The sequence below is a fragment of the Ideonella sp. genome (genome assembly GCF_036277275.1).
GTDB lineage: Bacteria > Pseudomonadota > Gammaproteobacteria > Burkholderiales > Burkholderiaceae_C > Ideonella.
Window position 1 is genome coordinate 33,995 of record NZ_DASUNH010000028.1, and the last position, 13,997, is coordinate 47,991.

Here is a 13,997-nt window from a genome sequence, read left to right on the forward strand (position 1 = left end):
CACCCGGCTCATGGCACCGCTACCGGTTCGCTCGCCAGGCCCGACGAAGCTGCGGCGGCAGCCGGCGTTGGCGCCACCCGCCGCAACGGCAGGCTGACGCGGGCCAGCACGCCGCGCGGCTGCGTCGCTTCGAGCGATAGCGTGCCTTCGTTGCCGTACAGCGCTGCGAGCCGGGCGCGGGTGTTGGCCAGGCCCACGCCGGAGCCGCCGGCGCCGACGAACCCCCGGCCGTCGTCCAACACGTCCACCACCAGCCGGCCATCGGTGTCGATCCGGGCGCTGATGTGCAGCTGCCCCCCCTCGGGCAGCGGCGACAGCCCGTGCTTGATCGAGTTTTCGACCAGCGTGGCAATCACCATCGGCGGCATCTCGGCATCGTGCAGCGTGGCCGGGGCGTCGATCTCGAAGCGCAGTCGCTCGCCCATGCGCATCTGCAGGATGGCCAGGTAGTGGCGCACGCGCTCGAGCTCGTCGCCCAGGCAGGCCCGCTGGCTGCGCATGCCAGGCAGGGCCGACTGCAGGTAGGCGATCAGGCTCGTCAGCATGTCGCGCCCCCTGCCAGGCGCCACGTCGTACAGCCGCTTCACGGTCGCCAGCGTGTTGAACAGGAAGTGCGGCTCGATCTGGGCCTGCAGCGCTGACAGCTCGGCCTCCATCTGCTGGGCCGCCAGCGCCTCGCGCGACAGGCGCGCCTGCGCCAGCCGCTCCTGCGCGGCACGCTCGGCCAGCGCCAGCTGCAGCAGCACATAGCCGGTGCATCCGAGCAGCCACCACAGGCCGCAGGTGTAGACGAACCACCACCACCAGAAGGGCTCGGTGAACTCGGGTGCGTAGGTCACTGCAAAGCGCAAGATCGCGCCAGCCGAGGTGCCGACCAGGATGGCCAGCGCACGCACGCCCCAGGCCGCCGGCGGCGAGGGGCGTGCGCGGGTCAGCACGGCTTCGGCCGCGCCGGCGCACAGCAGGATGGTCACGCCGCTGATCAGCGACTGCCGGGTGAAAAGCGCGAGCTTGAAGAACCAGGCGTCCCAGGCTTCGTCGCCGGTGCGCCAGGCAATCGCGCGCGACAGCGCCAGCACGAAGGCCAGGTAGAACACCGCTGCCACGTGGGGCAGGGTGACCACCCGCCGAAAGGCCGCCCAGCGTGTGGGGGCGGCATCCAGAGCGGTGGGTGGTGGCGTCATGGGCCGGATTGTCGGCCGCCCCAGGGGGATGCGGGGGCCGGCGCGACGAAGCCGCCCGCAGCCCGGACGAAGCCGGGAGGGCCGCGACCGATGCCGCGGCCCTCCCGTTCACACCAGGGTTACTTCTTGCAGAACGCGATCTCGTCCTGCACCGGCAGCGGCGACGAATCACCGGTGGTCAACAGCAGATGGGCCGTCAGCTTGACGATGTACGCACAGTCGTCCAAGGCGTTGAAGGTCCAGCCGCCGCCCGGCGGGGGCGCGCCGTTGATCGCCTGGCCGAACTGGTCAGCCGGGTCCAACGGCGCCGGCATGCCGAAGCCATATGGCCCGCCCGGCCCGTTCATGCGGACGCCAACCGCGCCCAGGTTCGGGTGCGCCGCAGTGAACAGCACGTCCAGCGCGGCGTTGAGCCCCGCGCAGCCGCCGGCACGCAACTGCAGCGAGTCGACCGAGCAGGCGCACAGCTGGTCCGGCAGATCCACCGGCGCCCACGAGCCGCCCTTGTGAACGTTGTTGTAGACCGTGTTCTCGATCGCCACGTGGAAGCAGGTGCCCGCAGCCACCTCGGTGGCGGGCTGTCCAACCACTCGTACCTTCATGCGCAGCGAGATGTGCCGGTTTTGCGCGAGCGCTGCGCCATGCGCTGTGCTGCTCTCGCCGGCGATCACATTGATCATGTTCAGTGCCGGCTGCGGCACCAGGGCAGGGGTGATCACGTTCAGCATGTTGCCGTTGGGCACGAAGTAGCCGTTGGGCGCGTTGTAGTCGCTGAACTGCGGCACCTGGATCCAGCCGTCCACGATGGCAGCATTGCCGGGCCCGGCCACCGGCGTGCCCGGGTCGGCCACCATCGGGTGCGTCTTGATCGGGTTCTCGTCGCCGGGGAAGTCTGGTGCGAAGCGTTCCACCTCACCCAGCATGGTGGCGGCGAACTGCGTCGTGGCCACGGGAATCCACGGCCCGGGCAGGGTACCGTCGGCGGCGGTTTCTCGGTACTCGAAGCGGTACTCCATCGGCTGGCCGCTCAGGGTCTTGCTCAGGATGCCGTTCAAACGCACGGTCGAATAGAACGCCCGGTTGTCGCCCACGGTCAGGCCGCTGCCCGGCACCGCGCTCTGGATGCCGCCCACGTACGGGTAGCCGCCCAGCCGGGTGAACACCGGCAAGGGCTCGGTCACCGGCGGTTGCTCGCCGGTGCACAGGTCCACGCAGAAGCAGGGGCCCGCGTTCTCGCGGTCGGAATCACGGCCGCGCGAAGGTGGCTCGGCCAGCAGCGGCACGCCGCCCAGCGTCTCGACCTTGAAGTACAGGTCGGGCCCGCCGGTCCATTCGAGGTTCAGCCACGGGAAGATCGTCGGCGTGAAGTCGCTCGCCATGTAGTCGATGCGGAAGTGGCCGGTGCCGTCGGTCACGCCGTCGCCCAGCGCATCGTCTTGCAGCCAGTCGACGTCGAAAGCGCGAACCCGCACCCCGCCGATCGGCGACTGCGTCTCGCAATGGCGCACCTGGCCGCAGATGACCCATGCGCCAAAGCGGCCGCGGATGCCGCACCAGATGCGGTACGGGATCGTGTAGTCCCACGCGGCAATGCGGTCGTCCCGGATCTCGCGCCACATCGGCTGCACGACGGTCAACGTGAACTGCATCGGCGGCGGCAGCTTCTCCTGGTTCTTGCGCCGCGGCACGGTGGCGCAGTACAGGTCGAGCTCGACAGCCTCGCCCTTGTAGTTCGGCGCCTTGCTGAAGTCCAGCGTGTAGTTGCCGTTCGCGTCGATCGTGGCTTCAGCCAGCAGGCGGCCGGCCTTGGCGTCACGGTCGGCGTCCGCCACGCCTTCGAAAGTGTCCTTGGTGCGGGCGACGGCCAGTGCCGCCACGTCGCGCCCCGGGGCCAAGGCGTAGGCCTTCAGGACCAGGCCCTGCAGCGGTTCGATGCAATCGGAACAAAGCGCGCCTTTCAGCGTGCCCTTGAGGTAGTAACCCATGATGCGGCTCCCTGTGTGGATGGACTCGGCGAATGCCGGTGCATCTCGCCCCACAACGGGCAGGCGGACACCGGGTACACAAGGTAGGCGCATGGGCGCCGCGGCCCCATCCCCAACGGGCGCGGCGAAGGAGCCTAGAAGAACCGACGTGCTAGGGGTGAAAGCGTGGCCGGTCGCGCCATGCGGCAGCCACCGGCCGGATCGGTACGGCGGCGAATGCCAGCCGTGCGGCTGGGCTGCCGGTCAGCGCAGCACTTCGAGCGCGCGCTCCATGCCGCCTTGCTCGATCGACAGCATCGCCTGCTCGCGCACCGCGGGCTTGGCGTGAAAGGCGATCGACAGGCCGGCCGCGCCCATCATCGGCAGATCGTTGGCGCCATCGCCGACCGCAATCGCCTGCTCGGGCGAAATGCCCATCAGCTCGCACACCTCGAGCATCACGCGGCGCTTCTCGGCGCCGTCGACGATGTCGCCCCAGGGGCGGTCGACCATGCGGCCGGTGAGCTGGCCGTCCACCACCTCCAGCACGTTGGCTCGGGCAAAGTCCAGCTGCAGCCGTGCGCGCACCTTGTCGCTGAAAAAGGTGAAGCCGCCCGACACCAGCAGCGTTTTCAGCCCCGCTGCGCGGCAGGCCAGCACGAAGGCCTCGACGCCGGGGTTCAGTTTCAGCCGCTGCACGTAGACGTCGTGCAACGCCTGCTCGCCCACCCCCTTGAGCAACGCCACGCGGCGGCGCAGGCTGTCCTTGAAATCGGTGATCTCGCCGCGCATCGCGGCCTCGGTGATGGCCGCCACCTCGGCCTTGCGGCCGGCTGCCGCGGCGATCTCGTCGACGCATTCGATGTCGATCAGCGTCGAATCCATGTCGAAGGCCACCAGCTTGAAATCGGCCAAGGCCAGCGGCGGCGTGATGCCGCGGGTGAAAAGTCCGGGGGCGAATTCGGTGGCGGTCATCGGCAAACGGGGCAGGGCGAGGCGGGTCAGACATGGGGGAGGGGTGTCCCCAATACTTGGGTGGCTGCGGCGGCGCAAGGTGACTAGACTGCGCGCAGGGCACCGAGCACGAGTATCGCAGCAGCCCTGGAAGGACCGCCTCATGAGCAGCGGCATCTTCATCAGCTACCGGCGCGCCGATTCGCGCCACGCAGCCGGCCGGTTGGCCGACGAGCTGGCCGCTGCATTTGGCGAAGAAAACATCTTCCGCGACATCGAAGGCATCGAGATCGGCGTCAACTTCGAGCAGGCGCTGGAGCGCGCGCTCGGCTCCTGCGTGGTGATGCTGGTGGTGATCGGCCCGCAATGGCTGGACGCGCGCGACGCGCAGGGCCAGCGCCGGCTGGAGCAAGACAACGACTGGACGCGGCAAGAGATCGCCACCGCGCTGCGCCGCGACATCCGCGTCGTGCCGGTGCTGCTGGAAGACACCCCGCTGCCGCGCGCCGACCAACTGCCGCCCGATCTGCGCGAGCTGACCAACCGCCAGCAGGTCGAGCTGTCGGACACCCGCTGGCGCGGCGACATGCAAGGCCTGGTCGACAAGCTGGGCCGCATCAAGGGGCTGCAGCGCGCGACTCCCCGGCGCACCGCCGCTGCGCCACCTGTCCTGCCCATAGCCCAGCCGGCCACCCCACGCAAGCAGCCGCATTGGGGCTGGTGGGCGATGGCCGGCGTGGCCGTGGTGGTCGCCGGCTGGTGGTCCGAGTTCGACACCGGTGAGAGCGGCGACGGCGTCGCGGTGTTCAACCCGGCCACGCTGGGCACCGCCCAGATGCCCAGCCAGATGCGTGTGCAGCAGCCGTCCGAGGCGGTGGCGGACCCGGTCGTCAACACCGTGGCCGACTCCCGGCCCGCGTCCACCACGCTGCCCCGCCTGGCCGGCCTGTGGCGCACTTCCAGCGGCGAGACCTACCACTTCCAGCAGGAGGGCACCGAGCTGCGCTTCACCGCCGAAGCCAACGGCCAGAACATCGGCAACGGCCGCGGCGAGCTGGACGGCAACCTGCTGCGCCTGCAGATGAGCATGCAGCTCAACGGCGTGGTGCTCGGCAACCTGGTGTGCAACATGCAGGGCGCGTCGGACATGCGCAGCTTCACCGGCCTGTGCGCAGGCCCGAACGGCCAGTTCCCGGCGCAGTTCTTCCGCTGAGCCTACGCAGTCTCGGAGGCCGTCGGCCGACGCTGTCACCAGCGGGCCGGGCGCGCTGTGGCAGCATGCGCGGCCATGAATGGCATCACCTCCTGGCTGCGCACGCGTGGCACCCACGACAGCGGCAAGGTCGGCATGGTCGAACTCTTCTTCGACCTGGTCTTCGTCTTCGCGGTGACGCAGCTGTCGCACACCTTGCTGGCCCGGCTCGATCCACTGGGCGCCGTGCAGGTCGGCGTGATGATGGTCGGCACCTGGTGGGTGTGGATCTATACCTCCTGGGTCACCAACTGGCTGGATCCCGAGCGCCTGCCGGTGCGGCTGGCGCTGTTCGGGCTGATGGGCGCCGGGCTCGTGATGTCGGCCGCCATCCCCAAGGCGTTCGGCGAGGCGGGGCTGGTGTTCGCGCTGGCCTATGCCGCGCAGCAGATCGGCCGCAACGTCTTCGTGCTGTGGGCAGTGCGTGGCGAGCGGCAGTCGTTGCGGCGCGGCTTCTTGCGCATCATGGTCTGGTTGTCGATGGCCTCGGCGTGCTGGATCGCCGGCGGCCTGGCCGAGCCGCAGCAGCGCCTGGCCTGGTGGGCCCTCGCGCTGGCGGTGGAAACCGCTGCGCCGCTGCTGTTCTATTGGACGCCCGGCCTCGGCCGATCGGTGCTCTCCGACTGGGACATCGACCCCAACCACATGGCCGAGCGCTGCGCGCTGTTCGTCATCATCGCGCTCGGCGAATCGCTGCTGATCACCGGTGCCACGGTGGCCAACACGCCTTGGTCGGCCGCGACCCTCGGCGGTGCGCTGGCCGCCTTCATCGGCACGCTGGCGATGTGGTGGATCTACTTCGACACCGGCGCCACCCGTGCGCACCACCACATGGCGCATTCGGCGCAGCCCGGCCGGCAGGCGCGCAACGCCTACACCTACATGCACCTGCTGATCGTCGCCGGCATCGTGGTCTGCGCGGTGGCCGACGAGCTGGTGCTGGTCCACCCCGACCATGCCGAGCTACCGGCACTGTTCGCCATCCTCGGCGGGCCGGCGATCTACCTGGCGGGCACTGCGGCCTTCAAGTGGGCGACCAGCACGCGGCGCCTGCCGCCGTTCTCGCACCTTGTCGGCCTGGTGCTGCTGGCGCTGCTGGCCGTGCCGGCGGCGCTGCATTGGGCGTCGGCGCTGATGCTGGGCGCGGCGACGACCACGGTCCTGGTGATCGTGGCGGCGTGGGAATACGTCGCGGTGCGCCGGCCCTGAGCCAGGCCGGCCGTGCCGCTGTGGTCGCGTTCTCGGCCGCCGGTAGGTGGTTCCCCCGGCATCCAGACGCCGATGGGGCGCGTAGAACCCGGGTAGCCGCAGCGCCGCGTGCAGCCAGGTCAGAAAGGAACCGCCCATGTCCGCTGTCCTCGAATCCACCACCACGCCGTTCGTCGACACCCCGTCCCCCACCACACCCTTGAGCCGTTTGCGCGGCTTCTTCACCGGCGCTCGCGAACTGGGTGACACCGCCTGCGCCGTGCACGGCAAGCTGCCCCTGTGGCTGCAGGGCCAACTGCTGTTGAACGGCCCGGCGATGTGGGACCTGCCCCAGGGCCGCTACACCCACTGGTTCGACGGCCTGGCCATGCTGCATCGCCTGCGCTTTGCCGAAGGTCGGGTGGTCTACCGCAGCCGCTTTGTGCGCAGCCAGGCCTACACCCAGGCGCAAGCGGCCGGCCGCCCGGTGCTCGGCGAGTTCGAAACGCCGGACTCCGAGCCCTGGCTGCGGCGCCTGACGCACTTCTTCCACCCGCGCAGCACCGACAACCCGGCGGTGGTGATGTCGCGCATCGGCGGGCGCTGGATTGCCTGCACCGAGAGCCAGCACCTGACCGAATTCGACCCCGACAGCCTGGCCACGCTCGGCGAGCTGAAACCCGACGATGAGCTGGACATGCCGCTGATGGCGGCCCACGGCATGACCGACGACCACGGCGACTACTGGAACGTTGGCGTCGAACTGGGGCCGAAATGCATCTACAGGCTGTTCCGCATTCGCGCGGGCACGACGCGGCGCGAAGTCATCGCGGCGATCCCGGTGAAGAAGGCCGGTTACCTGCACGCCTTCGCCCGCAGCCGCGGGCATGTGCTGCTGTGGGAAACGGCGATGCGCGTGCAGCCGCTGGGCTTCCTGTTCACGCGCCGGCCGTACATCCACAACTTCCACTGGGAGCCCAGCGGCGGCTCGGCGATCCACGCCATTTCGCTGGCTGACGGGGCCACCCGGCGCTGGGAGATTCCGCCGATCATGGCCTTCCACGCTGCGCAGGCGTATGAAGATGGCGACGATCTGGTGCTGGACCTGTGCGACTACCCGGACGCGACGATCTTCGAGGACCTGCGGCTGGACTCGCTACGCAGCAGCGTCGAGCAGCGTGCCGTGCCGCGGCTGGCGCGCTACCGCCTGCGCCCTGGCCGGGCCGATGCCGAGGCGCAGCCGATCGGCGAGGCCTTCGAGTTGCCGCAGATCGACCCGGCCAAGATCGTCGATGGGCCGGCCCGCTGGGCCTGGGGCGCGGGCCTCGATCCCGCCGATCGCTCGCACTTCCTCGACCGTACGGTGCGTATCGACCTGGCCAGCCGCGAACGCAAGGAATGGCAACGACCGAACGCGATCCAGCTCGAGCCCTTGTTCGTGCCACGATCCGGCAGTGTGGAAGAGGGCGACGGCGTGCTGCTGGTGCCGACGCTGGCCGATGACGACATGACCACCCAGATCGCGGTGCTCGACCCGCGCCGCATGGAATGCCTGGCGATGGTGGAGGCGCCGCAGGTCGTCCCCTTCGGTTTTCATGCGGCGTTTCAGCCGCGCTGAGCGGGTTGGCCGCCGGCCGGCGGGGCCCTTCAGCACCGCAGTCGTGGCCGAAGCGGTCCGAGACCCGGGCAAGATCGTCGATTCGCGCCAGAGGCACGAAAAGTGCCGAGACCTGCAAAGCCTTGTCGCGCCACGGGCAATAGGGCGCGCCGACGTCCGCCGGCCGCTCGGCATTGGGTTTTCATGGCCCATCCCGTCATCAATGATGACGATGAATGCGCGATGCCCATCGGCCTAGAGTGCTTCGCGGCGAGCTGATGGCTGGACCGAGGAGCGCTGGCAATCAGCGCCGCGTCGGCACGAAGTCGACCGAGTGACCGACCCCACCCCGATCAACGCGCGACAGGCGATGCGCTGATCGGCCTGTAGCTCCTCTGTGCTCCTTGAACGGGAGGTTGCCATGCGGAGTTGGATATGGACAGGGCGTTGCGGCACCGGGTTCGCCGCAAAGGTGGGCGCCGTGCTGTTTTGGGGGCTGATGCTGCCCCTGCAGCCGGTATCGGCCCAAAACATCCCGACAACGGCTTTGCCCAAGGGCGCCAGCGGCACGGCGGCAGCCGGCACAGGCACGACGGGCCCTGCCGCGCACGCGTGGGCGGTGACCTATAGCACCCCCCCACGCCGTCCGATTTCGAGTATCGGCAAGCGATCGCGGCCCAGGCCGCTTCGCCGCGGCCCGGGCCCATTCCGCTGCACGCGGGTGGTGTCTATCGAGGCGATGTACGAGGGCCCATCGGGCCTTCCACCCAATTCAAGTCGGAGTCGGCCGAGGCACCCACCGACTTGGCCATCTATCGCCAAAGCAGCCTGCCGGCAGGCGGGCTGATGTCGGCAGTGAATGAGCCGAGCACGGCGAACAACGGCAAGTACATCTTCGCCGTCGGCAACTGGTATGCCGCTCGCTCCATCAACAACGGCGCGGCCAGCAGCTGGACCTACCTCGACCCGTTCTCGCTGTTCGGGTCCGGGTTCTGCTGCGATCAGGTCACTGTGTACGACTCGAGCCACGACCGGGTCTTCTGGCTGCTGCAGTACTCCGACCATCTGACCCTGGCCAACTCGGATGGCCAGGACATGGTGGGCTGGTGCTACTACAACTGGAGCCCCGCGAGCTTCGGGCTGCCGTCCAACTATGTGTTCGACTACAACCACATGGCGGTGAGCACGAATTTCGTCTACGTCAGTACCAACGTGTACACGAACACCGGCGCATCGGCCGGATCGCTGGTCTTTCGAACACCGATCGACGCGCAGACGGGCTGTGCGGGGTTCGGCTACAGCTGGGTCTACCGCAGCAGCGAGTTCGCGAACGCGTTCGTCCAGGCTGCGGGCGACACGATGTACTGGGGCACGAACTGGACGACCGACCTGACGTTGGGCAGCACCTTCCGCATCCTGAGGTGGAGTGACAACTCGGGTTCGTACTCCTGGTACGACCGGTCGATCGACGCCTTCACCTTCATGTTCGTCAACAGCGGCCAGAACTGTGGCAGTGCGGACGGCGTCGTGCTCAACTGGTGTCAGCGAACCGACTCGAGGATGTCAGGTGGCGGATACCTGGGCATCCCCTCGCTGGGCAGGCCAGAGAACCCCAACGACGCGATCGTCGGCTTTGCCTTCAATGCTAAGAATGACAACGTGCACCCGTTCCCGTACATCCGCCGCGTGTACTTCCGCGCGTCGGACCTCGGCTATCTCGGTGCATCGGAGTTCTGGGGCAGTTGGGCGGCGCATTTGTACCCCGACCTGGCACCGGATGCCCGTGGCCACGTGGGTATGGTCTTCGCTTGGGGCGGCGGCACGGGGGGCTCGCATTACTACCCGGCAACCGGTGTCATGGTGGACGACGACATCTCGCCGGCCCAGCCGTGGGCCTACAGCTTCCTGACCAACGGGGCCGGCAACCCTTGCCTCAACTCGGACGGAACGCGCCGGTGGGGCGACTACCTCACCGTTCGGCCGTATGAACCGTCTCGCTACGGCTGGATCGCCGCGACGTTCCGCCTGACCGCAGACGCCGGGAGCTGTGGTGCGACCGCGCCGGTGAATGCGCGAAACGTGGTCTTCGGGCGCGAGCGAGACCGGCAGGCCTACGCCCGCTGGTCGACCAAGTAGCGCGTTTGTCGCTGAGCCCGTCCGCTTGAATGGCAGACGGGCTCGTCTCTTCACGAGGCCAATCGGCCGATCCACTCGGCCGCGACGTCGAGCAGGCCTTCCAGCACCTCGGCGTCCTTGCGGCCGGTGCGCGCCGGCACGTGGAACGAGTGGTCGGCGTCGGCCACCAGTTCCAGCGTGGCGCGTGAGCCCAGCTCCTTCGTCACGCCGGTGATCAGCTCCACCTCGGCCAGCTCATCGCGCGTGCCCTGCAGGAAGAGCATCGGGCACTCGACCTTCGCCAGGTGCGTGGCGCGCTCGATCGAAGGCTTGCCCGCCGTGTGAAGCGGAAAGCCGAAGAACACCAGTCCACGCACGCCGGGCAATGGCGATGCAGCCTGTGCCAGCGAGGTCATCCGCCCGCCGAACGACTTGCCACCCGCCACCAGTGGCAGGCCCATGCAGCGCTGCGCCGCTTCAGCCACCGCCGCGCGGACCGCGGCATGCGCCACTGCCGGCGTATCCGGCCGCTTCGAGCCGCGTTCCATGTACGGAAACTGGTAGCGCAACGTCGCGATGCCGCGCGCGGCCAGCCCGGCCGCCACCGCGGCCATGAAGGCGTGCGTCATGCCAGCGCCCGCGCCATGGGCGAACACGTAGCAGGCGCGGGCGTCGGCTGGGGCATGAAGCAGGGCAGAGACGGCAGTCTCAGGATCGACCTGAATCGTCAAGGCGACGTTGTTGTCGTTCATCAATGCGACTCTAGTTCCACTCAGCTGCGGCAGCCAGGAACATCTGCTTCCACAGCGGCAAGTCAGGAGGAGTGACCGGCTTCAATGGGGTGAAGGTGTATCTCGGCTTTTTCTTCGCGTCGAGGTCGCTCTCGAGTCTGACCCCAGTCACCGCAAAAGCCGGGTCAACGGCTGACAGCAACCATACGGCGGTGGCCAACCCGAGGAGCCGTCCAGCCTGGGTGTCCATCGGGTAGTGCAGGCCCGCTTTGACTCGGTTATTGCTGACCGTCAACGCAATCTTGCCCAAGATGGCGAGGAGATCGAAAGGCTTGGCAGATTGGGGGGCTGCCAGTACGAACAGGATCAATGCGGCCATGAAGCACTTCGCCGCGTGGCCGCCGGGATAACTGAGGTGACCAGGGACCGTCATCATCGGGACAATGCCGGGCTCCAGCCGATGTGGGCGCTCAACACCCAGGCTGTGCTTCATCCGGAACAGTTTGGGAGCCAAGGTCGAGCAGGCGCCTGCAATGGCCTCGAAGGTTCTGGGGTGCGTTTCGGGAGAGATGCCCAATGCGATGGCCAGTGGATGCAGCGGGTCAAGATGCTGTGCGTCCAATTGCTGCAGATGTAGCACCGCTCTGCTGCTTGCGACCAGCTTGAGATTTCGGTCGGTCGCCCGCTGGCGGACAATTTGTGCCTGCCGTGCGATGGTGTCCGGAGACGGGATCACCAGTTCTATCAACGATGTGCCGGCGGATGCGAGCAGCGCGGCCCTCGGTTGCACGAGTGCACCGAACGTCAGCCTGTCGCTGATTTCGTCGGCCAGCATGGACTCCCGAACGAAGCTTTCACACCGCAGCAGCCGAGGATCAAGGCCCTTTGCCGGCCATGCGAACGCGGGCGCCGCCGCCTTCTTCTTCTTTGCAGTTCTGGTCTTGCTGGGCAGTCCGGTGATGGTGGCAAGCAACGCCGCCTGGTGATTGAGCAGCAGTCCGTCTGCCGGGTCGTCGTCATCGGGCGGGACCTTGCTGTCCGTCTCCACTCGAAGACTGGCCATCGCTACTGGTGAAAGCATGTTCGAGATGGCCTTTTGACCGGTGCCGGGGCCACCCCATCGTGGGTAGAGCGATATGGCGCTTGAAACCACTTCGAAAGCGTCCGACATGTCCTCTCCTGAAGTCACCGCCCCACGCGGCAGCGCAGACTACTGCGGAAGGCCGGCGTGTCGCAATGCGTCCGCGAACATTCGTCCTTGATCTTGAGGACCGCGGAACAGTTCGGCGTAGCGCCGGGCCGACATCTTGGGCGCCAGGCGCAAGTAGCGTTGTGCGCCTTCGCGGGCTCCATCCATGTCGCCCGTCAGCACGCTGGCGATGATGTAGGCCGGGTAGGTCGGTAGGTGCATGCTGTTGCCTCGCAACGATGCTGCGGCCAGCGCTTGCGCCCGTTGGTGCATGCCGGCGCACAACGCTGCCTGGGCCGCAAACATCTCGAACATGAACCGCGTCGGGTCGAGCGGCGACAGGGCCATGGCTTTGTCTGCAGCGTCGATCGCTGCGTCGCCTTGGCCTTGGTGTGCCCGCAGGTTCGAATAGAACAGCCACGCCAGCGGCTCGCTTGGCGCAGCGGCCACCGCTCGTGAAATCAGCTGATCGGCTCGCTCCAGGTTGCCATGGCGGAATAGCTCGATCTGGCCCTCGATGGCGGTTGCCAGTGCGTGCCCCGGCTGCGCGTCTTCGGCGCGACGGACGTGGAACACCGCCTGCGCCGTTTCCTGGCTCGCGTCCGCCGTCCACCCCTGCGCCACACGCAGCATGTGCCACTTGGCCGACCAGGCGTGGATCTCCGGCGCGCGCGGGTGGCGCGTGGCAAGTTCGTCCAGCGCTTGCTTGGCACGCTCGCTCTCCGCCAGCGACATGCGGTGCATGCGGGCGATGGCCGACAACAGCAACGCATAACTCTCGACCTGGGGCAATGCACGGTCGGCCTCGCTCGCCTGGCTGGCCGCGGCAACGACGTTGGCCACCGACGCTGCGAGGTCCAGCAACTGGGGCGACGTCCGGTCGCGAGCGCTGGCGCGATGGTCCTGGCACTCGAAGCGCAGAACCGGCAGGTCGGTTCCTCGCGACAAGACCTCGGCGCACACTTCGGCGTCACCACCAGCCACTCGGCATGCCACCCTGACCACGTACGGGACACGCAGCAGCTTGAAAAGCGACCCTGCGTCTGGTCGTCGCGCTGTCACCGCAGCCACAGTCGGTCTCGCGATCACCGAAATCCCGCTGCAGCACGCCAGCAGACCGGCCAGCTCATCGGCCACGACGGTGGCCATCGCAAAGTCATGCCTCGAACCCGGCTCGGCCGAATCGCATGGCAACACTGCCACGGTGGCGAACTGCTCGGGTGGCAGCCATGGTGGCACGGCAGACGAAGCGCCACGCACCAGACGCCAGGCGCGCACAGCGCCATCGATGTGCTTGAGGTAGCAGTCGCCCATGTCCTCGACGTCGACGTCGAGCCCGGGCAGCAACTCGTCGCGCGCCTCCGACGACAAGACAACGTCTCCGGGCCTGCCAAGCGAGGCCAACCGCGCGGCAAGGTTGACGCCTGCGCCGTAGATGTCCAACTCGTCGACGACGATGTCGGCCACGTGCACGCCGATGCGCACGGCCAGTGCGAGGCTGCCAGGCGACGCGTGGTTCAGCGCGGCCAGTGCAACTTCGATCGCGAGGGCACAGCTGCACGCGTCGCTCGTTGTTTCGAAGGTCAACAACAGCCCGTCGCCCAGAGATTTGACCAGCGTGCCCCGATGGCCCGGCAAGATGTTGCATCGGGTGGTTTGCACCAATGCGCGCCAGGCGACGATGGCCTCGTCCTCGGAGCATTGCATCAGCCGAACCGATTCGACGAGATCCAGCGCCATCACGGCGCGGCGCACCCGCACCAACGTGCTGGCCGAATCAGTGTCCTGAGCGGCGTGCGCCATGCAGTCGATTCTCCCTGGCT

At 68.0% G+C, this 13,997-nt stretch carries 10 protein-coding genes; 4 read left to right on the plus strand and 6 right to left on the minus strand.

The window, feature by feature from the left end; all coding sequences use genetic code 11:
* Positions 1 to 8 precede the first annotated feature (8 nt).
* The 3 genes from VFY73_RS06615 to serB form a co-directional block, all read right to left on the minus strand.
* Entirely contained in the window at positions 9 to 1,184 is a 1,176-nt protein-coding gene (locus VFY73_RS06615) for a sensor histidine kinase (RefSeq protein WP_329717133.1), read from the minus strand.
* A 119-nt stretch (positions 1,185 to 1,303) separates the two neighbouring features.
* Positions 1,304 to 3,169, minus strand: a complete 1,866-nt coding sequence (locus VFY73_RS06620; RefSeq protein ID WP_329717134.1) for a hypothetical protein — start codon at positions 3,167 to 3,169, stop codon at positions 1,304 to 1,306.
* Between the two features lie 243 nt (positions 3,170 to 3,412).
* Positions 3,413 to 4,123 carry a phosphoserine phosphatase SerB gene (gene serB, locus VFY73_RS06625; protein WP_329717135.1) on the minus strand — a complete coding sequence of 237 codons (711 nt, stop codon included), beginning with the start codon at positions 4,121 to 4,123 and terminating at the stop codon, positions 3,413 to 3,415.
* A gap of 142 nt (positions 4,124 to 4,265) precedes the next feature.
* Between serB and VFY73_RS06630 the strand changes: the two genes are divergently transcribed.
* From VFY73_RS06630 to VFY73_RS06645, 4 genes are all read left to right on the plus strand, one after another.
* Positions 4,266 to 5,315 carry a toll/interleukin-1 receptor domain-containing protein gene (locus VFY73_RS06630; RefSeq protein WP_329717136.1) on the plus strand — a complete coding sequence of 350 codons (1,050 nt, stop codon included), beginning with the start codon at positions 4,266 to 4,268 and terminating at the stop codon, positions 5,313 to 5,315.
* A 75-nt stretch (positions 5,316 to 5,390) separates the two neighbouring features.
* Complete coding sequence (locus tag VFY73_RS06635) at positions 5,391 to 6,563, plus strand: low temperature requirement protein A (protein WP_329717137.1); 1,173 nt, start codon at positions 5,391 to 5,393, stop codon at positions 6,561 to 6,563.
* 136 nt (positions 6,564 to 6,699) lie between these two features.
* Positions 6,700 to 8,160 carry a carotenoid oxygenase family protein gene (locus VFY73_RS06640; protein ID WP_329717138.1) on the plus strand — a complete coding sequence of 487 codons (1,461 nt, stop codon included), beginning with the start codon at positions 6,700 to 6,702 and terminating at the stop codon, positions 8,158 to 8,160.
* Between the two features lie 825 nt (positions 8,161 to 8,985).
* Positions 8,986 to 10,275, plus strand: coding sequence for a hypothetical protein (locus VFY73_RS06645; RefSeq protein ID WP_329717139.1), 1,290 nt, complete (start codon positions 8,986 to 8,988; stop codon positions 10,273 to 10,275).
* Between the two features lie 50 nt (positions 10,276 to 10,325).
* On the opposite strand, the gene VFY73_RS06650 is transcribed toward VFY73_RS06645, so the two are convergent.
* Genes VFY73_RS06650 through VFY73_RS06660 form a run of 3 tightly spaced genes read right to left on the minus strand, consistent with a single transcriptional unit; the run spans position 10,326 to position 13,977 of the window.
* Positions 10,326 to 11,006 (minus strand): alpha/beta family hydrolase, encoded by a 681-nt coding sequence (locus tag VFY73_RS06650; RefSeq protein ID WP_329717140.1) that lies wholly within the window; start codon positions 11,004 to 11,006, stop codon positions 10,326 to 10,328.
* A 10-nt stretch (positions 11,007 to 11,016) separates the two neighbouring features.
* Positions 11,017 to 12,156 carry a phosphatase PAP2 family protein gene (locus VFY73_RS06655; RefSeq protein WP_329717141.1) on the minus strand — a complete coding sequence of 380 codons (1,140 nt, stop codon included), beginning with the start codon at positions 12,154 to 12,156 and terminating at the stop codon, positions 11,017 to 11,019.
* A 39-nt stretch (positions 12,157 to 12,195) separates the two neighbouring features.
* Positions 12,196 to 13,977: an adenylate/guanylate cyclase domain-containing protein gene (locus VFY73_RS06660; protein ID WP_329717142.1), complete on the minus strand. Its 1,782-nt coding sequence runs from the start codon at positions 13,975 to 13,977 to the stop codon at positions 12,196 to 12,198.
* Positions 13,978 to 13,997 lie beyond the last annotated feature (20 nt).